Annotated in this window: 16 protein-coding genes, 2 tRNA genes and 1 rRNA gene; 8 read left to right on the top strand and 11 right to left on the bottom strand. The window is 61.3% G+C overall.

What is annotated here, in order from left to right:
- Positions 1-292: 292 nt before the first annotated feature.
- Positions 293-3,049, bottom strand: a 23S ribosomal RNA gene (locus HNQ40_RS12180).
- A 685-nt stretch (positions 3,050-3,734) separates the two neighbouring features.
- On the opposite strand from HNQ40_RS12180, the gene HNQ40_RS12175 reads away from it, so the two are divergent.
- A tRNA-Ser gene (locus HNQ40_RS12175) sits at positions 3,735-3,821 on the top strand.
- Positions 3,822-3,903: 82 nt separating this feature from the next.
- Complete coding sequence (locus HNQ40_RS12170; RefSeq protein ID WP_184678100.1) at positions 3,904-4,407, top strand: gluconokinase; 504 nt, start codon at positions 3,904-3,906, stop codon at positions 4,405-4,407.
- On the opposite strand, the gene HNQ40_RS12165 is transcribed toward HNQ40_RS12170, so the two are convergent.
- From HNQ40_RS12165 to HNQ40_RS12140, 6 genes are all read right to left on the bottom strand, one after another.
- Positions 4,368-5,459: an ABC transporter ATP-binding protein gene (locus HNQ40_RS12165; protein ID WP_184678099.1), complete on the bottom strand. Its 1,092-nt coding sequence runs from the start codon at positions 5,457-5,459 to the stop codon at positions 4,368-4,370. The genes HNQ40_RS12170 and HNQ40_RS12165 overlap by 40 nt on opposite strands.
- Before the next feature lie 18 nt (positions 5,460-5,477).
- The gene (locus HNQ40_RS12160) at positions 5,478-6,878 is read right to left on the bottom strand and encodes an ABC transporter permease (RefSeq protein ID WP_221435512.1); all 1,401 of its coding nucleotides are present in this window, start codon (positions 6,876-6,878) and stop codon (positions 5,478-5,480) included.
- Positions 6,871-8,292, bottom strand: a complete 1,422-nt coding sequence (locus HNQ40_RS12155; RefSeq protein WP_221435511.1) for an ABC transporter permease — start codon at positions 8,290-8,292, stop codon at positions 6,871-6,873. Before HNQ40_RS12155 ends, HNQ40_RS12160 begins: the two co-directional genes overlap by 8 nt.
- A gap of 105 nt (positions 8,293-8,397) precedes the next feature.
- A complete protein-coding gene (locus HNQ40_RS12150; RefSeq protein WP_184678098.1) occupies positions 8,398-10,242 on the bottom strand; it encodes a peptide-binding protein in 1,845 nt (614 codons plus the stop codon).
- A gap of 53 nt (positions 10,243-10,295) precedes the next feature.
- Entirely contained in the window at positions 10,296-11,150 is an 855-nt protein-coding gene (locus HNQ40_RS12145) for an ABC transporter permease (protein WP_184678097.1), read from the bottom strand.
- Between the two features lie 141 nt (positions 11,151-11,291).
- Positions 11,292-11,663, bottom strand: a complete 372-nt coding sequence (locus HNQ40_RS12140) for an arsenate reductase family protein (protein WP_184678096.1) — start codon at positions 11,661-11,663, stop codon at positions 11,292-11,294.
- Between HNQ40_RS12140 and HNQ40_RS12135 the strand changes: the two genes are divergently transcribed.
- The 3 genes from HNQ40_RS12135 to HNQ40_RS12125 all read left to right on the top strand — a co-directional run bounded on the left by HNQ40_RS12135 (position 11,662) and on the right by HNQ40_RS12125 (position 15,139).
- Positions 11,662-13,605 (top strand): ABC transporter ATP-binding protein, encoded by a 1,944-nt coding sequence (locus tag HNQ40_RS12135; protein WP_184678095.1) that lies wholly within the window; start codon positions 11,662-11,664, stop codon positions 13,603-13,605. The genes HNQ40_RS12140 and HNQ40_RS12135 overlap by 2 nt on opposite strands.
- Before the next feature lie 89 nt (positions 13,606-13,694).
- A tRNA-Cys gene (locus HNQ40_RS12130) sits at positions 13,695-13,777 on the top strand.
- Between the two features lie 333 nt (positions 13,778-14,110).
- Positions 14,111-15,139 carry a glutamine synthetase beta-grasp domain-containing protein gene (locus HNQ40_RS12125; protein WP_184678094.1) on the top strand — a complete coding sequence of 343 codons (1,029 nt, stop codon included), beginning with the start codon at positions 14,111-14,113 and terminating at the stop codon, positions 15,137-15,139.
- A 97-nt stretch (positions 15,140-15,236) separates the two neighbouring features.
- Here HNQ40_RS12125 and HNQ40_RS12120 read toward each other — a convergent pair whose 3' ends face one another.
- The 4 genes from HNQ40_RS12120 to HNQ40_RS12105 all read right to left on the bottom strand — a co-directional run bounded on the left by HNQ40_RS12120 (position 15,237) and on the right by HNQ40_RS12105 (position 17,887).
- Positions 15,237-15,548 carry a hypothetical protein gene (locus tag HNQ40_RS12120; RefSeq protein ID WP_184678093.1) on the bottom strand — a complete coding sequence of 104 codons (312 nt, stop codon included), beginning with the start codon at positions 15,546-15,548 and terminating at the stop codon, positions 15,237-15,239.
- A 148-nt stretch (positions 15,549-15,696) separates the two neighbouring features.
- Entirely contained in the window at positions 15,697-16,317 is a 621-nt protein-coding gene (locus HNQ40_RS12115) for a response regulator transcription factor (RefSeq protein WP_184678092.1), read from the bottom strand.
- Positions 16,318-16,635: 318 nt separating this feature from the next.
- Positions 16,636-17,463, bottom strand: coding sequence for a BtpA/SgcQ family protein (locus HNQ40_RS12110; protein ID WP_184678091.1), 828 nt, complete (start codon positions 17,461-17,463; stop codon positions 16,636-16,638).
- A gap of 10 nt (positions 17,464-17,473) precedes the next feature.
- Positions 17,474-17,887: a DUF5658 family protein gene (locus tag HNQ40_RS12105; RefSeq protein WP_184678090.1), complete on the bottom strand. Its 414-nt coding sequence runs from the start codon at positions 17,885-17,887 to the stop codon at positions 17,474-17,476.
- A gap of 465 nt (positions 17,888-18,352) precedes the next feature.
- Between HNQ40_RS12105 and HNQ40_RS12100 the strand changes: the two genes are divergently transcribed.
- The 3 genes from HNQ40_RS12100 (at position 18,353) to HNQ40_RS12090 (ending at position 20,612) form a co-directional block, all read left to right on the top strand.
- On the top strand, positions 18,353-19,216 hold the full coding sequence (locus HNQ40_RS12100; RefSeq protein WP_184678089.1) for an MBL fold metallo-hydrolase: 864 nt from the start codon (positions 18,353-18,355) through the stop codon (positions 19,214-19,216).
- A 40-nt stretch (positions 19,217-19,256) separates the two neighbouring features.
- Positions 19,257-20,066, top strand: coding sequence for a class I SAM-dependent methyltransferase (locus tag HNQ40_RS12095; protein ID WP_184678088.1), 810 nt, complete (start codon positions 19,257-19,259; stop codon positions 20,064-20,066).
- Between the two features lie 147 nt (positions 20,067-20,213).
- The gene (locus HNQ40_RS12090) at positions 20,214-20,612 is read left to right on the top strand and encodes a 4-fold beta flower protein (RefSeq protein WP_184678087.1); all 399 of its coding nucleotides are present in this window, start codon (positions 20,214-20,216) and stop codon (positions 20,610-20,612) included.
- Positions 20,613-20,663 lie beyond the last annotated feature (51 nt).

Here is a 20,663-nt window from a genome sequence, read left to right as displayed (position 1 = left end):
CGGTAGCGAAGCACAGTCCAAAGGGCCAGCGTCGATCGGGTTAGCGATCGGCGGCCACTTGCAACCTCGGGCGGCGTGGCGAGGTTTTATCCTGGCCTAAGCCGATAATTCCAGCTTCAGTGAGGAGAGCGAGTTTCATCGGCCAGCCGCCTTCGGCGGTGGACGGTTAGGTGTGGTGTGACACCGAAGCAGAATCAAAAGTTGTTTGTTGATTGAAGTGCTTGGTGTGACCCGGTCGAATCGGTTGCCGCAAACACGGGTGTGTTTGTGGTTGATTCGGTTACGGGTCGGAATGATTAAGCGATCGACCGTTAGTAACGCTCAGCTGAAGGCATTTCGGCCCTTACACCTGCGTCCTATCAACCTCGTAGTCTCCGAGGGGTCTCATCCATGTCTAATCTCGAGGGGGGCTTCCCACTTAGATGCTTTCAGTGGTTATCCCTGCCGTACTTAGCTACCCGGCGGTGGCCTTAGCAGACCAACCGGCGCACCAGGGGTACGTCCTTCCTAATCCTCTCGTACTAAAGAAGAATCCTCTCAAACATGGTACGCCCACAGCAGATAGGGACCGACCTGGCTCACGCCGGTCTGAACCCAGCTCGCGTGCCACTTTAATGGGCGAACAGCCCAACCCTTGGGACCGCCTTCAGCCCCAGGATGTGACGAGCCGACATCGAGGTGCCAAACCGCTCCGCCGCTATGGACGCTCGGGAGCGATCAGCCTGTTATCCCCGGGGTACCTTTTATCCGTTGAGCGATAGCCCTTCCACACGGGACTACCGGATCACTAGAGCCCACTTTCGTGACTGCTTGACGTGTATGTCTCGCAGTAAAGCTGGCTTGTGCTCTTACACTCGAAACGTGGTTTCCAACCACGCTGAGCCAACCTTTGCGCTCCTCCGTTACTCTTTAGGAGGAGACCGCCCCAGTCAAACTGCCCAGCTAACATGGTCCTTCGCCCAGATTCATGGGTCGAAGTTAGGTCAACACGACAAACAGGGTGGTATTTCAAGGACGGCTCCACCAGGCCCGAAAGCCTGGGTTCAAAGCCTCCCACCTATCCTACGCAGTTTGAAATGGTGGCCAATATCAGCCTACAGTAAAGGTCCACGGGGTCTTTCCGTCTTGCTGCGGGTACACGGTATCTTCACCGCGTCTTCTATTTCACCGAGTTGGTAGTTGAGACAGTGTGCCAGTCATTACGCCATTCATGCGCGTCGGAACTTACCCGACAAGGAATTTCGCTACCTTAGGACCGTCATAGTTACGGCCGCCATTGACCGGTGCTTGGGTCGTAAGCTTCGCCGAAGCTAACCTACTTCCGTGACATTCCGGCATCGAGCAGGCGTCAGACTGTATACATCCTCTTACGAGTTAGCACAGTCCTGTGTTTTTGATAAACAGTTGCCAGCACCTTTTCTCTGCGCCCTTCTCCGAAGAGGGAGGGCCCCTTTATTGCGAACGTACAGGGTCAATTTGCCTAATTCCTTAACTACCATTCTCTCGAGCGCCTGAGGTTATTCACCACGAGTACCTGTGTCAGTTTTAGTACGGTCGTATATAGATGAGCTATTTCGCGGGACTTATCCAGCCTGCATCGGGATCAAACGCCCTTAGTTACCAACGGTCACGACTAGTCAACCGCCAGACCTTCAAAATCCGTCACTTCATCACGGTTCAGGAATATTAACCTGATGTCCATCGACTACGCCTTTCGGCCTCGCCTTAGGTTCCGACTAACCCTGGGCGGATTTACCTTGCCCAGGAAACCTTACTCTTTCGGCGAACAGGATTTTCACCTGTTTTATCGTTACTCAAGCCGACATAATCACTTCCTGCCGCTCCACAGAACGTTGTCCGTTCTGCTTCGACGCTGACAGGAACGCTCCTCTACCAATTCTTTCGAATTCCGCAGCTTCGGTTTGTATCTTATTCCCGATCATTATCGGCGCTAAAATCCTCGACCAGTGAGCTATTACGCACTCTTTAAATGGTGGCTGCTTCTAAGCCAACATCCTGGCTGTCACGGGATCCTAACTTCCTTAAGAACTGAGATACAATTAGGGACCTTAGCTGGCGGTCTGGGTTGTTTCCCTCTCGACCACGAAGATTATCCCCCGCGGTCTGACTCCCACGACAAAGACGTTAAGTATTCGGAGTTTGGTTGGGGTGGGTAGGCGGGTAGCCCCCCAGCCCCAATCAGTAGCTCTACCCCTTAACGCTGTAACGTGAGGCTAGCCCAAAAACTATTTCGAGGAGAACGAGATATATCCAGGTATGATTAGACTTTGACTCCTCCCCACAGCTCATCCCAATTCTTTTCAACGAATACGGGTTCGGTCCTCCAGGACGTGTTACCGTCCCTTCAACCTGGCCATGGGTAGATCACCTGGTTTCGCGTCTGCTCCCTGCAACTTGACGGGCAGTTAACCCTCGCTTTCACTACGCCTACGTCGGGGTACGACTTAAGCTTGCTACAGAGAACAACTCGCCGGCTCATTATGCAAAAGGCACGCCGTCACGATTCCGAAGAACCGCTCCGACCGCTTGTAAGTACATGGTTTCAGATACTATTTCACTTCCCTTATCGGGGAACTTTTCATCTTTCAGTCGCCCTACTGGTTGACTATCGGTCGTTAAGTAGTATTTAGCCTTGGAGGGTGGTCCCCCCATGTTCACGCAGAGTTTCACGAGCTCTACGCTACTCTAGGGCTACCCCACTATGCCGTTACAGGACTATCACCTTCTATGGTCGGCCTTTCCAGGCCGTTCGTGACACTATGGGTATATCCGCTTTCGCTCGCCGCTACTTACGGAATCTCGGTTGATTTCTTTTCCTCTGGTTACTTAGATGTTTCAGTTCGCCAGGTTCGCTCCCATACCGTATGCATTCGGGTATGGGTGACGGCACTTGCCGCCGGGTTTCCCCATTCAGAGATCCTCGGATCGAAGCTTGTTTGCCAGCTCCCCGAGGCATATCGCAGGCTACAACGTCTTTCATCGCCTCTTAACGCCAAGACATCCGCCATGTACTCTTAGTAGCTTAATCACTCCGACCTGGAACCGAATCTCACTCCGCTGCCCAAACTGGCACAACGAACTTTGATCCGACCATTGATCAGAATCACCTGCCGTGGACGATTAGCCACAGCAACCCGCTGAACTCGGCGACCCAACTAGGCAGGGTCGATTCGTCCAGCCCCCTTGCGAAGGGACTACGCGGGCAAGCACCTCAATCAGCACTTTCGATTGTTACTCGGTGTCACACAATTGTTGCTTGCGCCTCGCTGGGAAGAGAGACGCAACCTTATGCAACACCTAACCTATCCACTTTTCAAAGAACTCGATTCAGTTTCGCTCGGGAGCGTCTTGAATCCCCACGGCTGCGGGCGGGAAAGTCGGTGGTACCGGCTTAGCCGCTCGTAGCGGGCGGGACAATGTAGCGATCAGTTTTGGCTTGTCAAGTAGCCCCTGATCCGACCCTTGGGGGCAGGTCGGATATCGGCCTGCGGGGTCTAGCTTTGGATGACTTTGCTTTGAGTCACTTAGGCCTTTCAATGCCGCCAATCACTGGCGGGCCGAGCATTATGCAGGAAGCGTTAACGCTTGTCAACCTCATCGGGGCACATTCCACAAAATATCCACCCGCTCACATTACCGGGCCTACCCCACGTCCCGTAAAGGACTTATGCTATCCCCTCGATTCACCCCGCCCCGCCCGGCGGGACGCCCCCGGTGGGGTGCCAGAGTGGTCGAATGGACCGGTTTTGAAAACCGGCGTGGCCTTCGGGTCACCGTGGGTTCGAATCCCACCCCCACCGCTTTCTCCCGCTGTTTTCCCAGCAACAACCCCCTTCTCGGGCTTGTTCCAATCCCTTACCAACTCGACCGGCTTTCACCGCCATGCCTGATTCTCCCCCCGCCCCGTACTCCGCTTGGATCGTGATGGGGGTCAGCGGCAGCGGCAAATCCACGGTCGCAGAGGCCTTGGCCAACGCCATGCAGGTGGCGTACGCCGACGCGGACGACTTCCATCCCCCTGAAAACGTGGCCAAGATGCGTAGCGGGGTGCCGTTGGAAGATGTCGACCGATGGCCCTGGCTGGACACGCTCAGCCGTTGGCTGGTCGAGGAATCGCCTTGCGTATTGGCGTGTTCCGCCCACAAGCAATCGCACCGCACGCGGCTGGCACAGCACGGCGCCGCGATCCGTTTCGTGTACCTGCACACCGACATCCAGACGCTTCGGCAACGCATGGAATCACGCGAGCACTTCATGCCCGTGTCGCTTCTCCAGACCCAATTTGATGCGATGGAACCCCCCAGCGAAGACGACGCCCTGATCCTCGACGGCACGCTGCCCGTGGATCAACTCGTCGCAGCGATCGTGTCCGACGCCCGGCGGTAGGCGAGTTCGGGCCGAGTCGCTTTGGCTTTGGCTGCGTCCGACACCGCTGCACAGAGCACCCAGTGTTCGGGCTGGATTTCGTGGAGCTGGGCGTCGTTGCCGCCGTATTTCTCGCCTCCCGCAACGGGCTTGAACTCCGGGTCGTGGGGCTGCACCACAAAACCTTCGGGGAAGTCTTCAGGGATCGTGGCGCCGTCCATCACGGTGTCCAGGCGATCGACCTTTCGGCCGAGCACGGGCATGGATCGCAGGAGCCCGCGGGTGTAGGGGTGCATGGGATTGTTGAAGATCGCCTGCACGCTTCCGTACTCCACGATCCGCCCGGCAAACATCACGGCGACCACATCCGCGTTTTCCGCGACCACGCCCAGGTCGTGCGTGATCAGCAGGATCGACATCCCCTTCTCGCGCTGAAGCTTCCGCAGCAGCTCGAGGATCTGGGCCTGGATCGTCACGTCCAGCGCGGTCGTGGGTTCGTCGGCCAACAGCAACTCGGGCTGACACGCCAAGGCCATGGCGATCATGACCCGCTGCCGCATCCCGCCGGAGAGCTGGTGGGGGTATTCCTTCAGCCGGGAGGACGGGTCGGCGATCCCGACGTCACGCAGCGCCTGCTCAGCGATCGCCACCGCCTGGCCGCGATCGACCGTTTGGTGCAGGAGGACCGCCTCCATGATCTGCTGGCCGATGGTGTACACCGGGTTGAGGCTGGTCATCGGCTCCTGAAAGATCATCGCGATCTGGTTGCCGCGGACCTGTCGCATCTGTTTGTCGTTGAACGCCAGCAGGTCCCGCTCCGCCTCGCCGCCGCCCCGCCAGAGGATTTTGCCGGTGTCGTACTTGCCCGGCGGCGTGGGGATCAACTGCAGGATCGACATCGCCGAGACCGATTTGCCCGAGCCCGACTCGCCCACCACCGCGAGGGTTTGCTTGGGAAAGATCGAAAGGTTCACCCCGTTCGCCGCCTGCAGACGCTGGCCGCCCTGAGCCGGGAAACTCACCGACAGGTCTTGGATCTGCAGCAGAGGATCGGGCGTGTTGGGCTGGTCCATGGGTCTCTCGATCAAACGTTAGTCGGCCGAGCGCGGGTCGAGCGCATCGCGCATCGCCTCGCCGACGAGGTTGTAGGCAAACACGGTCAGGAAGATGGCCAAACCCGGGAACCAAGTCAGCCCCCACTGCCCGTCGGCCCGGCGGGCCTGATTGAGCAGTTGGCCCCAGCTCGGCTCTTCGACGAGCCCCAGCCCGAGGAAGCTGAGGGTGGATTCGGTGAGGATCGCCGAGGCGATGCCGAAGCTGGCGAGGACCAGAACGGGCGTCACGCCGTTGGGCAGCATGTGCCGGAACAGGATCGACCAGAGTGGGGTGCCGCAAGCGTGGGCGGCCTGGACGTAGTCCATCTTGCGGAGCTTGAGGAACTCGGCTCGGATGAAGATCGCGTAGCCCACCCAACCGGTGACGCCGATAATGACCATCATGAGGTAGAGGTTGCGCCCGTAGAACGCCACGATCATGATGAGCAGGAAGATCACGGGGATCGCGGAAAAGATTTCGACCAGCCGCATGCCCAGGAGATCTACCCAGCCCGCGAAATAGCCCATGAGGCCGCCGACGAGGATGCCCAGGGCGACGGCGATGCCGGTGGCGATCAGGCCGATGGCCAGCGCGATGCGCGTGGCGTGGATCATGCGAGACAGGACGTCCGCGCCGCTCTCGTCGGTGCCCAGCGGGTGGGCGAGGGTGGGCTTGGCCAAACGGGGATCGACCCCCGTGGCCGACATGGTGTCGCGCTGGTAGTCGTTGGGCGAAAACGCCAAAGGTGGAAGCACTTGCCACTCGACTTGCCCCGCGACGGTCGCTTCGCGGTACTGGGAGTAGACGATGTTGGCGGGCGGGCTGACGTCGGCAAACCAGAATCCCCCCGCGACGACGACGCCAATCACCCCGACGGCGAGTTTCAGCCGTTTGGTCGCCGAGGAAAGCCAAGGGATGGCGACCAAGAGCCCCATGAGGCCGACGAGCATGATGATCACGAGCACGAAGACCAAGCCCGGGCCGTCGTCTTGTTGCCGTGACCAGAGGGTCATCGCCGAACGCCCCGCCGCGACGCCCGCCAGGAGCGTGGTGATCCACGCCCAAACGGCCAGCCGAGTGCCCACTGCAAATTTACGCAGCGCCAACAAGACCACCGCCAAGAACAAGCTCAGCAGCAGCACCACGTCCACCGCCGAGAGGTGCTCCAGCCACGGGCTACTCACTTTGCCATCAACCTTCCATACAAACGGGTGGCTGCTGGCGAGCACCGGGGCGAAAACCGCCAACAGGATCAGGGTGGCGATCCAGGCCAACCCGATGCGAGCCCCCCACTGCCCGATCAGGCGCAAGCCAACCTGCCCCGACAAGCTGCGTGGCAGCGGCGCCTTCTCGACGGCCTCCTCTTCGGTCGCAGTCGGGGTGACAGCCTTAGTCATAGCTCACCCTCGGGTCGGCGATGGCATAGCAGATGTCACGGACCAGTTCGCTGGTCAATCCGAGCAGGCCACCAATGAGCGTGGTGGCCATGACGAGTTCGCGGTCTTTCTGGAAGGCGGCCTCGACGCCGAGCTTACCCAGGCCGTTGATCGAGAAGATCGTCTCGACCACAAATGCGCCGACGAACAACGCGGGCAGCACGCCCGACACCATGGTGATGAGCGGCAGCACGCTGTTGCGGAACGCGTGCCGCCACAGGATCACACCCTCGGCCACGCCCTTAGCGCGGGCGGTCCGTACAAAGTCGGCCGAGAGGTTTTCGAGCATCGCGCCGCGCATGACCTTGCTCATCACCGCGAACCCGCCGTAGGCCATGCACGCCACCGGCAACACTAGGTGCCAGAGCGAGTCGAGCAGCCAGCCGCGCTGGAAGCCTGCTTCGCCCCACGACGGGAAGAACGCCATGCTCGCCGCCTGCAGGTCGTGCAGGCCCGCCGCGGGGAACCAGCGGAAGTATTGCTGGTTGGCGAAGTAGGTGATCAGCAGTACGCCCGCCCAGATCTGCGGGACCGACCACAAGCCCAGAAACGCCGCCCCGCTGCCGAGGTCGAACGCTCCGCCTTTGTGCCGAGCGGCGTAGATACCGCTGGTGATCGCGATGACATAGATGAGCGGGATCGCCAGCAGGTTCAGGAGCAGCGTCACGGGAACACGCTCGAGCAGCAGCTCGCCCACGTTTCGGCCACGAAGCGTCTGGCCCAGGTCCGGTGCCTTGAACGCGGGCCGATCGAAGCGGATACGTGATCGGCCCGAGGCCTCGAACGCCAACACCTGCAGGTACTCGTTCTGCGCCCGCTCTAGCGCCCGCGAATCGGCGGACTCCAGTTCAACAAGCTTGGCCTCCAAACGCTCAAGCTCCACGGGCTCCATCGACGCATCGATCAACTCAAGAATCGCCAGGTTTTCGCTGGGCTTTTTCAGCCCGTCTTTGACGCGTTGCGCCGCCTCCTCGGGCTCGAGGCCCGTATAGGCCGCGAGGGTTTGCGTCATGTTCACCGCCCGGTCAAGACGCGTCGGCCGGGTGTTGAACGGCTCTTCGGCCAACATCTGCTGAACCGTATCCCGCTCTTCCTCGGTGAACTTCACATCGCCGGACATCCGAAAGCCCACCGGCGAGACCTGGTTCAACCACCGACCAAACTGAGCCACCTTGGGCAAGTCCAATCCATAACGACGCTCCAACGCCTTACGGGCACGCTTGGCGTCTTCACCTTCGGTTTGCGCACCGTCGGCATTCAATCCCGTGCCCCCAAACCCACCGGGCGAAAAAGCCATCACGAAAAACACCACCGCCAACACGCCCAGAAGCGTGGGGAACAGCAGCAGGATTCGTCGGATGATATAGCTGAGCATGAGGGCAGGGAATAGGGAGTAGGCAGTAGGGAATGGGTCGGACGCAAGCGATGGCGGTGTGCCGGGGGTATGGGCTGGCCCTGTCGCCTACGGCCTGCAAGCCGACTACTGCGTCCAGCGCTGATCGCTGCGGGGTACGAACATCTCCACCGGGTCGCTGATCCCGACCTTGGTGACTTTCACGTTCCCAAATCGGTCATCCAGGAAGATCACCGACTTGCGGTTAAACATAAAGGTGTAGGGCTGATCTTCTTGCAGGATGCGGTGGACCCGGTGCCACAACGCGGTGCGTTCATCGGCGTCCACGGTCATGCGAGCCTCGTCGATCAACGCGTCCAACTCGGCGTTGCGATAGCCCACATAGTTGTCGCCACCGCCCTCGATCATCTCCGAGTGGAAAATCTGCTTGGGGTCAGATTCAATCACGCCGCCCCACCCAAGCGTGATCGCTTCGAAATTCCGGTCCTGGATGCGGTCGATCATGGTGTTGAACTCGGTGGGATCGAGCTCCATCGTGATGCCCGCACGGGCGTAAGCGTCTTTGCAATAGGCCGCCATCTGCTGGTAATTCGTGCTGCCGCTGGGGTAGATGAGCTTGAACCGAAACGGCTTGCCGTCCGGCCCTTCGAGCACGCCGTCGCCGTCGGTGTCGGCGAAGCCCGCTTCGCGTAGCAGGGCCTTGGCCGCATCGGGGTCGTAGGCGATCGGATCGACCGTCGGGTCGTATTGCGGGCTCAGCGGGTTGAACGGTCCGGTGGCCACCGTCGCCAACCCCGCCATCAGCTGCTCGCACATCTCCTGACGATTCAGCAGCATGGTCATCGCCCGGCGGACGCGGACATCGGCGAACGGCGTGGGCTTGCCGTCCTTCACTTGGTTCCAGCCGATGTAGCGGTAGCCCGCCGACACCGCGCTGTATTCATAAAGGTCTGCGGTCTCATTGAGGGCTTTGTCGTCTTTGAGCTTCACATACTGCTCGGGACGGACGCTGTAGCGGTCGATATCACCGTTGCGGAGCGAGACGAGCTGAGCCTGCTCATCGGTGATCTCTTGCCAACGTAGGCGATCGAATGTCGGCCGGGGCCCCCAGTACTCATCGTTACGCACCAGCTCAACCTGCCCACTCCCGGGCTGCCAGTCCTCGGGGTTGATCGGCAGCTTGTACGGCCCCGAACCGAACAGCAACCCGGTCGAAGTGTTGAACTCTTCGGGGCTGAACTGCTCGTAATAGTGTTTGGCAAGGATGTCCATCCCGCCGGTGATGGTCAGCGACTGGAAGTACGGTTCGCTGAGTGTGAACACCACGCGATGCGGGCCCTCGGCCACGAGCGATTCGATCGACTCGTAGTACGGCACCAGACGCGGCGCGTTGATTTCAGGGTTGCGGATCAGATCCAGTGTGAACAGTACATCTTCCGAAGTCAGCGGCACCCCATCAGAAAACACCACGTCATCGCGGAGATTGAAAGCGATCGTCAGGCCGTCTTCGGAAACCTCCCATGAATGAGCGATCCACGGGATCCAGTCCAGCGTTTCGGGGTCCCGGGTGATGAGCGACTCGAGCACATAGCTCTCGATCGTGCTCTGGTACGCATCCGTCGAGATCAGCGGCGTGAGCTTGCCGACCTGCTGGGCGAACGCATCGACAAACCAGTCGCCCTGGGCATAGCCCTCTTGTTCGCGTGCGGCTTCCCAGCGGTAGTGCGGCAGCGGCGGCGCGGACGACACCGTGGTCGGCCCACCGTCGCCATCGCCGCTCACGCGGACACCCTGACTCAGCGTCGTGTTGAGCTGACGCAGCACCTCGGCCTGCTCGGCCAAGCGGTCATCGATGCGTTGCATCACTTCCCACTGGCGGTCGTACTGCTTCATCGCCAGCCAGATGCTGGCCAGGATCGCCACGAGGAGCACGGTCAGGACGAGGTCTTTGAAGCCGAAGCGGTTTTCCATAGCCAACTTTCAAAAACAGAGGCGGACATCAAGCCCGTAACTCGCAACAAGCATCAACGCGGGCTGCGCTTGGGGTTGAAACGGTCCCGCAACGCGTCACCCAAAAAGTTTAGCGCCATCAGGGTCAAACCCAGCAGCGTGCAGGGGAATACCAAGAGCCACCAACGCATCGGCAGGTCCGGGCTGGTGAGTGCAGGCAATTCTTTCACGCCCGTGGACGCCAGGTTCCCCCAGCTCGGCAGCGGCAGACGCACGCCGATGCCCAGGAAGCTCAGGAACGACTCCTGCAGGATCGCCAGAGGCACCGCCAGGGTCGCGTAGACCACGATCACGCCGATCAGGTTCGGCAAGAGGTGCAGCCGAAACACGCGGACCGGGCCCATGCCCACGGCTTTGGTCGCCTCGATGAACGGTTGGCTGCGCAGGCTCAGTACCTGCCCGCGGATCACCCGCGACATGGTCAGCCAGCTCACCCCGCCGATGGCGAGCAGGAGTGTCAGGATGCCCGAGACATTGCCCGCCACGGTCTCGGAGAAGCCGAGGATGGGGCCCGTGAGATGTTCGATCGCGGGCTGCAATGCGATGGAGACCATGACCACCAGTAGGATGTATGGCAGGCCGTAGAGCACATCCACCGCCCGCATCATCGTGGCGTCGGTTTTGCCGCCGGCGTAGCCGGACGCCGCGCCCCACGTCACGCCGATCAGCACGGCAATGAGCGCAGCACTGATCCCGATCGTGAGACTGATCGCCCCGCCCAGCAAGCTGCGCCAAAGCAGGCTCCGCCCCAAACCATCCGTGCCCATCGGCTCGGACCAGCTCGGGGCCGCGTGAATCATCTCGACCTGATCGCTGCGCTGATCGTCGTAGCGCGACAGAGACCAGGGCAGCGTCAAGAAACACGGCAAGGCGATCACCGCCAGAAGCACCGCCCCGACCCACCCCGGCGAGAGTCGCCATCGTGGGTTCGCCCTGCTCGGATTTGACGGTAAAACAGCCGTGCTCATCAGCCTCGGAGTATACCCGTAGCGCGATGCGGGGTCGCCGCGTCAGGCCCAGACTTCTTCGAGAACCGGCGGCTTGAAGCCAACCGTGAATCGCGTTCCGTCGGTAATGATCGGGCGCTTGATCAGTTTGCCATGCCCGGCGAGAAGCGCCAACGCCTCGGCCTGCGTCATCTCCGGCAGCTTCGCTTTAATGTTCATCGAGCGGTAGAGCTGGCCGGAGGTGTTGAACAGATGCTTCAGCTCGTACCGCCTGTCAGCTAACACCGCCTTCAGCGTTTTCGCGGCGGGCGGGTTTTCGGTGATGTTGACGAAGGTGTGTTCGAGCCCGGCGGCGTCGAGCCATTTCAGGGCTTTTCGGCAGGAATCGCACTTCATGTAGCCGTAGACAGTGAGACGGGTGGAGTTCTTGGACATGACCGGAGTGTATCGCGGCTGCGCCTCGCTGCGTGAGGTGCTTTACACTATCGGGTCCTATTGCCCGGCCGACGCCGGTGCCCGCCCCCGAGCCGACGCTGTGAAAACCTTCTGGCTATTTGCCCGCCAAATGCTGAGGTACCGCAAGCTGCTGGTGATCGCCATGATCGCCGCGCTGCTGGATACGGCCAGCGCCACCGCGGGCTTTGCAATGCTGATGCAGATCATCGATCTGCTGATCGGCAACCAGCAAGGCCTCCAGGAAGCGGCCCGGGAATTCTTACAAGCCCCCGACACCATCAGGCGGCTGGGCGGCGACTACAGCCACTGGGCCGACCGCCTCCCCTCGGACGGGTTCAAGAGCTTCCTCTACGCGATCCTGTTCATCCTGCCGCTAGCGCTCTTCGGCTCGACCATGCGATACACCCACCAGGCCCTGGCGATCACCGTCGGTGTCCGCGTCGTCACCCGCATCCGCCAGCAGGCGTTTTTCAACATCCTGCACCTGCCCATCGAGACCTCGGAAGACCTGCGTTCGGCCGACAGTCTCAGTCGACTCGTCGGCGACACGGGCCAACTCGGTAAAGGCTTCAACACCCTGATGGGCAAAGCGGTCCGCGACGTGCTGATGGGCTTCGCGTTCCTGCTGTTCGCCCTGTACGTCGATTGGAAGCTCACCGGCATCTTCCTGATCGGGCTGCCGATCATCGGCGTCGCGATCAAGAAGTTCGGCAAGCGCATCCGGCGGGCCACGAAGTACACCCTGCGTGAATACGCCAACATGATCGGTGCGGTGCAGGAGTCGATCCAGCACCCGTCCGTGGTCCGCCTGCACAACGCCGAAGGCTACGAACGCCGGCGATTCAACACCATCAACCGCTCGCTGGAAAAACAGATTTTCCGAGCACGGACCGCCAAGGCGCTCAGTTCGCCGGTGATCGAGCTGATCTCGCTGGTGGGCGTGATGGGCGTATCGCTGGCGGCGGCCTGGTACGTCTTCAACGGCCAAGGCAACCCCACCGACATGGTCAAAGTGCTGGTTTTGCTGGGAATGGCGGGTAATTCGGTCCGGCCGCTGGCCAATCTGAACAACGACCTGCAGGAAGCGGGAGCCGCCGCGGTGCGGATCAAAGAGGTGCTGGACGCCGAGCCCGAGCCCAATACCCGTGAGTACCACAAGGCCGAGACCAACCCCGTCCTGCCCCGCCACCACCAGGACATCGTGTTTGAGTCCGTGTCGTACCGCTACCCCGGCAGCGAAGAGTTTGCCGTCAGCCACCTGGACCTCCGCGTGGTGCACGGCCAGTCTGTCGCGATCGTCGGGACCAACGGCTCGGGCAAGTCCACGCTGCTCAACCTCGTGCCCCGGCTGACCAACCCCACCCAGGGCCGTGTCCTGATCGACGGCACCGACATCGCGACCGTCTCGCTCCGGTCTCTACGTCATCAGATCTCGGCGGTGACCCAGCACAGCGTGATGTTCGCCGGGACCATCGCCGACAACATCGCCTACGGGCGACGCGACACCCCACGCGAAGACATCATCGCCGCGGCGCAGGCCTCGTTTGCCGACGAGTTCGTGAACGAGCTGCCCGACGGGTACGACACCGTGCTGGGCGAGGGCGGTTCCGGGCTTTCGGGCGGGCAACGCCAGCGGCTGTGCATCGCCCGGGCCATCCTGCGCGACCCCGCGATCCTTATCCTGGACGAAGCCACCAGCCAGATCGATGCCGAGAGCGAAGCCCGGATCACCGCGGCGATCAACGAAGCCCGCGCGGGCCGAACGACGCTGATCATCGCCCACCGCCTGTCGACCGTGGTGGACTGCGACAACATCGTGGTGATGGACGACGGCCAGATCGTCGACCAAGGCAAACACGACCAACTGCTGGAGCGCTGCCCGATCTACCAGACGCTGGTGCACAACCAACTCACCGGCTGATCGCTGCAGAAATCCGCACATGAAGGCTGCCTGATGGAAGCCGTTTGCGTCACGGCAGCGTGAGCCTAGAATGTTGAGCTACACCTAACGGCCGGGTGCCCGAGTGGACCAAGGGGGCGGATTGCAAATCCGCTTGCGTAAGCAGTCATGGGTTCGAATCCCATTCCGGCCTTTCACCTCCATCATGCCGAGCGTTAGCCACCTGGCACGCTCTTCATAGCCCAATCACTCACAACACCAGATCCTCAGCGGTTATGACCGCACTGAGGAGATTGCTTGCGCACAGAGTCAATTGCCTAAATTTTAAGCACACATCCTAAATCGTGCTTCAATTTCAAATTTTTGATCCGGTATCTCGCCTAGAATTTCTACTTTTTCTCCGGGAGGGCCTTGATAAACTCCAAAAAATGCTCTATAAACCTCCGACCGTAGACGTAGAACGCTATTCACCGTCGCGTCAGAAATAAGAAACTTCGCTTCTTTTACTGTTTGAGGATCAACGCATATGAGCACCCCCACCAAACTCGAATACATCTGGCTCGACGGCTACAAGCCCACCCAAAGCCTCCGCAGCAAGACCAAGGTCCTTTTCAAGGACTTCGGCGGAACCCTCGAAGAGTGCCCCATGTGGTCGTTTGACGGCTCGTCCACCGAACAGGCCGAAGGCGGCAGCTCCGACTGCCTGCTCAAGCCTGTCTTCATCTGCAAAGACCCCGGCCGTAAGAACGCCTACCTGGTTATGACCGAAGTCCTCAACGCCGACGGCACCCCGCACGAGTCGAACGGCCGCGCGACCATCGACGACGACGACAACGATTTCTGGTTCGGCTTCGAGCAGGAATACGCCATCATCGACCCCGACACCAACCGCCCCATCGGCTTCCCCAAGGGCGGCTACCCCGCTCCCCAGGGCCAGTACTACTGCTCGGTCGGCGCCCAGAACGCCATCGGCCGTGAGTTCATCGAAGAGCACCTCGACGCCTGCCTCGAGGCCGGCCTCAAGGTCGAAGGCATCAACGCCGAAGTGATGTGCGGCCAGTGGGAATTCCAAGGCTTCGCCGAGTCCGCCACCCAAGCCGGTGACGAGATGTGGGTCGCCCGCTACCTGCTCGAGCGCATCGGCGAGAAGTACGGCTGGTCGATCGAATACCACTGCAAGCCCGTCGCCGGCGACTGGAACGGCAGCGGCATGCACGCCAACTTCTCGAACACCACGCTCCGCACCGCGGGCGACAAGGCTGTCTACGACAAGATCTGCGAAGCCTTCGGTACCCCCGAAGCCATCAAGCGCCACATCGACGCCTACGGCGCCGACAACCACCTGCGTCTGACCGGCCTGCACGAAACGCAGTCGATCGACAAGTTCTCCTACGGCATCTCGGACCGCGGCGCTTCGATCCGTATCCCGGTCGCCACCGTCGAGTCGGGCTACAAGGGCTGGCTGGAAGACCGTCGCCCCAACTCCTCGGCCGACCCCTACAAGGTCGCCGCCGAGATCGTCAAGACCGTCAAGGGCGCCTGCGCTGCCCTCTAAGCCGGCCTCAAAACCACATCCAAAGAAAAACCCACGGATTGAACTCCGTGGGTTTTTTAATTGGTTTATACAGCCCGGTTCAATGTTGCCCGCAGGCTCAGGAAGCGTGGGAAAGCAGCGGATGGCCGTCGTTTTCCGAATCGTCGTCCACCAGCTTCGGCCCGGCCTGGTCGGCCATAAACACCGCACTCAGCACCGGGTCGTCCTGCGCGGCCTGGCGGAACGCGTCGATCTTCGCGGACTGCACCACCGCCAAGTCTTCGCTGACTTGCTCCATTTCGGTCTGCAGCTGCTCGAGCTCAGACTTCAATTCAGCCAAGCGGTTCTGGAGCTCGGACTCGTCTTGCAGAAAAGGAGCGAGGAGCTCGTCGATTTTCTTGCCGAGGGTTGGGGTATTCGGATCACTCACAGCGGGTCTACTCCTGGAAAGAGGATGTCGTTCGATCCAGATCAAAAGATTTGGATCGCGACAACGCACCCCAAAACGCGGGGGCCGCGTCAATTTCCGCTGCGGTGTTCGGGTTGTGCGGGCTGGGCGGGATAAACCGAAGGCCGATTCAGACGTGGCAGTGCTGTTCGAGAAGAACCGCCATACGCACCAACTCCGCGAGAGACTTGGCGCTCATCTTTTCCATCACGTGGGCGCGGTGCACCTCGATGGTCTTGTGCGACAGCCTCAGGTCTGAAGCGATCTGCTTGTTCAGACGCCCCTCGACCACCGCGGCCATGACCTGGCGTTCCCTCGGGGTGAGACGCTGGTAGCAGTGGTCGACCTGCGCGATCTCTTGCGCGGCGACCTGATTCGCGGAGTTGATCTGCATCGCGGTGCCGATCCGATCGAGCAGCGCCTGGTCGGAGAAGGGCTTCTCGATGAAGTCCAAGGCCCCGGCCTTCATGGCGCGGACTGCGGCGGTCACGTCGCCGTGCCCGGTGATGACGATGGTGGGCAGGTTGACGCCGATCTCCCGGAGCTTGTCGAACATGTCCAGCCCCGACATGCCCGGCAGCCGGAGGTCGGCCACCAGGCAGCCCGAAACCATGGCCCGAGCCCGGTCGATCATCTGGCGAGCGTTCTCAAACGCTTCCACCCGATACCCCCCAGACTCAATCATGTACTTCAACGAATCCCGGACCCCCGGGTCATCGTCGACGATGAAAACGGTCGCTTGTGTAGACATTGGAAATGGACCCCATCGAGCGACGCGCCGCTCTAGCTCTTACATGAAAAAGAAAACCGCTCAAAACGGCTGCACTCAAAATACAGCTAACTGTAAGTGTAGTTTAAGGAATACCCCAAATGGACCAAACCTAATCAGGGATTACACTCATAACCGTAATATTTTTCGAGCTTTTCGTACTTATGCAGTACTAAATCATTACACGAAAGCCCGCGCAGATTTGCTGATGGCGGCTCCAAAAAAGCAGGTCGTGGGATCAAAACGGTCAATCAGATGCAAGGCCGTTCTCGGCTCAGATGCACAGCCGCCACGAGGCCATCACGAGCCGGGGACCTCGGCCATCAGCCGTTTAACTCGCTCAGTTTCCACGGGCCGGCCGAGCTGCCCCCCTGCCTTCACCCAGGTGCCGACGATTAGGCCATCCGCGTGTTCGAGCAGGCCCGCCGCGGTATCGGCCGTGGCGCCGCTGCCGACCCAGATCGGCACCGCCTGATCGCCCAATCCATCCATCACCTCACGCACCCCGCGGAGCTCATCCGCATCCGTCGCCTTGCCGGTCCCGCTGCCCGAGACGATCACGCCTGAGGCCCCGGCACGCAGCACCAGCTCTTCCACCTCTTCTTCCAGAGGCCGCCAGCCCTGCCCCATCGGAGCCGCGTGCTTCACCCGCACATCCGCCCACACCGCGACACCCTCTGCCCCCATCTCCCGGCGCCGACGTAGCATCCGCGCGGCGTCACCCTGGATCACCCCCTGATCGGTCACCACCGCCCCGCTGAGCACGTTCACGCGCACATACGCCGCCCCGCACGCCGACGCCACCGCCAGCGCACTCTCGCCGTCGTTGCGCAGCACGTTGATCCCAAGCGGCACCTCCTCGCCTACCTCACGCTTCACATCGCAGGCCAAACGTGTCAGACACGCCACCACCTCCGCGGGTACCCGCCCCGAAAAGAACGGCACATCCCCGAAGTTCTCCAGCATCAGGCCGTGGACCCCGCCCTCCACCAACGCCGCCGCGTCACGCAACACAAAGTCGCGCAGCGCCGACCAATCCCCTGCATACCCCGGAGCGCCGGGCAACGCCGGAGCGTGCAGCATCCCCACGATCTTCATCGCCGTACGATCTTTTTGCTTTGCGGTCATGCCCGGCAGTTTAACCCGGCCAGAACACGTAACAAGCAAACTCCAACGCGGCGACCAGCACCGGCACCATCGTCGCGGCGATCGCGATCGCCATCACCGCCCGCCCCGCGCGCGGCTTCTCACGCACAATCTTCTCGCACATCAGGATCACCATCGCCACGATGAAGAACTTGAACACGATCATCCCCGGGAAGCCGAATCGCGCCAGCACCGCGTTGGCGATCGGGTTGACCTCCCATCCACCCAAAGCCAGGATCGCGCCGGTGCACAGCCCGTCCATCGCCGAGAGCCCCACATAACTCAGGTATGCCCGCGGGAGTTGCAGCGTCTTGTGCAACGCGGGGTTGAGGGTGTTCCTCCACCACGAAGCCAGCCGAGTCGTCCTGACACCCGGAAGTGTCCCGAATCCAAACGCCGTGGTCATGCCGTCCCTTTCATCAAACACGAGCGTGTCCGCAGGTCCGTACTTCAAATTTGCAAACGGGGTGCCAACCCCAGGAAAGCCGAAACAAAGACATGAAAAGCTGCTTTCCTGACTATTTCATCGGCAAGAAAAATGGATTTCCTTGGGCGGACGCCGAAAAAACAGTCGCCTGATGCGATTGTCAGCAGCGAGGTTTATTGAAGAATTCACGATCTCCCCAGGTTTACAGATCGGCTCATGCCCCCGATAATGCTTGCCATGGCCTCGAAAGCGAGGCTGGTGTTGGTCGGCCGGGTTATCGCCCGGACCAGACCGTTTCCCCCCACCGGGTGCCTGAGACGCGTTTTCCTGAGGGAGACGAGGCGATCAGTGCCGGGCCCCGGTTCCGTACCTGATCGCCCAGAGAGTCCTCCTGTCATGCTGCCCAAAGAGCCCCCCCGCCGTCCCCAGTTGGGGTTTTTGTACGTGCCTCCGTTCCGCATCGAAGGCCTGTCCATCGCGGGTGAAGAGTCCTGCATCCACCTGCCCGAGTTCGACATCGCGTTCGACATCGGCCTGTGCCCACGTGCCGCGTTGCCCTCCAATTACGTCGCCCTGACCCACGGCCACATGGACCACGCCGCGGCTCTGTCCTACTACTTCTCGCAGCGCAGCTTCCAGGGCATGGGCACCGGCACTGTGCTCTGCCCCAAGGAACTGGCCATGCCGATCCACCGGCTCATGGAAGCCTGGGTGGATATCGAACAGCAGCGTACGCCCTACAACGTCATCGCGATGGAATCCGACCAAGAGCAGGAGGTGAAGAACAACCACTACCTGCGTGCGTTCGAAACCGTCCACACCGTGCCTTCGCTGGGCTACACGCTGATCGAGAAGCGCACCAAACTCAAGGAAGAATTTGCCGGGCTCCCGCAGGAACGGCTGGTTGAGCTCAAGAAGAAGGGCGAAGAGATCACCCAGACGCTGATGATCCCGCTGGTGTGCTACACCGGCGACACCGCCTGGGGCAAGCACTTCGACCGCGACGATGTCCTCGGGGCCAAGATCCTGATCACCGAATGCACCTTCATGGAGAAGGGCCACCGCAAACGCGCGGGCATCGGCAAGCACCTGCACCTCGATCACATCATCGACCTGCTCGAACGCAGCACCGCCGAGAAGGTGATTCTGACGCACCTGTCCCGCCGGACGCACATCGGCATGGTCCGCAAGGCGCTGGACCAGAACATCCCCGCCGAGCACCGCGACCGCGTGCTGGTGTTGATGGACAACCGGGCCAACCGCGAGCGCTACGAACGCCAGGTCGCCGAGGCCTCCGCCAAGGGTTAACGGCGTCGGTCCAAGATCGTCGCCAGATCGACAATTCCCCATGCCCCACACCCCGCCGAGCATCGCGGTGTCGTACGACCAGCCCCATCAGCAGGCTTGGGCCGAAGCGGTAGCGGCACAGCTCGGCTTGCCGATCGCCCGGAAATTCAACGACCCCCACCCGATGCACCTGGCCGTCGCGGAGGTTCCGGTCGGCCAAGCCGAACGGTTGGAGCTGCGGGTGGTTGAAGCGGGCCACCCCTTGGCGGGCGGGCACGGCGTGTTCGCCGACCTGCCTCAACTCGACACGACCAGCCCCGCGGGCCGTTCCCTGAAAACCCCGCTGCTCAAAGCCGTAGGGATCAACAAACGCAGCGGCGCGACTCGGCCGCGTGTTCTCGACGCCACCGCCGGACTGGGTGAAGACACCTGGCTGCTGGCCGCGGCGGGCTGCACGGTGACCGCGGTCGAGCGTCACCCCATCGTCCACGCCCTGCTCGCCGACGCCTTGCAGCGGGCCCGGCTTACCGAGCCAGACATCACAGACCGCATCACCCTCGCAGACCGCACCGACGCCACAGACGCGCTTCGTGAGGCGGCGGAAACTTCGCGGTTTGATGTGGTGCTGATCGATCCGATGTTCCCGGGTTCGCCGAGGCGGAAGACCACCGAACGCAAGCCGATGCGGGTGCTGCGTTGGCTGGTGGGCGAGGATGCGGACGCCGACGGGCTGCTGGAAAGCGCGATGAAAGCTGCGTCTCGGCGGGTCGTGGTCAAACGCCCGAAGCACGCCCCGCACCTAGCGGGGGTCGAGCCCGTGGCGGTTCACTCTGGGAAAGGCTTGCGGTTTGAGGTGATCCCGACCTCGTGATTTTCGCTCAAACGTACCCGCCATTCAGCCGATGGACGAAAGCGGGGCATGTTTTACGGGGCTGGCAGGGCAAGCTTCCTGCCTCCAGGCGTCGGATCAGTTTTTCTGATCCTTCCGCGTACTAGGTATTTCGATTAGGGACGCACCGTGAACTCACCCACCGATATGCAACCTGTCTTCGGCCGCTGCGGCACCGTGATCGCGTGGATCCAGGAAGACATCCTCTACGACCTCTGCGGCCGCTGGGTGGCGTTCTTCGACGATGAAGGCGTGTACAGCTTCCGTGGCCGATTGCTGGGTTTCTTCGAGGACGGCTGGTTCCGCGACCAGCGTGGCGACGCGCTGGGCTTCACCGAACACGCCAACGACGAGGGCCCCGTTCGGCCGATCTGCGACCCCGTGCCGCTTCCCCCGGCTTTGGACTTCCCGCCCATCCCCGCGACACCGCACCACTTCCCCGTCTCGCCGATGCCCGGCGTGGACTGGAGCATCTCGACCTGGAACGAATTCATCGCGGGCACGGGTAACGCCTGCTCGATGTACTGAAGCTTCCACACCGACAAACGAACAAAAGAAAAGCCCAGGGATGGCCATCCC

Origin of the sequence: Algisphaera agarilytica (genome assembly GCF_014207595.1) — a bacterium.
Classification (GTDB): Bacteria; Planctomycetota; Phycisphaerae; order Phycisphaerales; family Phycisphaeraceae; genus Algisphaera; species Algisphaera agarilytica.
The sequence above is the reverse complement of the archived record's forward strand: the minus strand, read 5'-3'. Positions and strand labels throughout refer to the sequence as shown.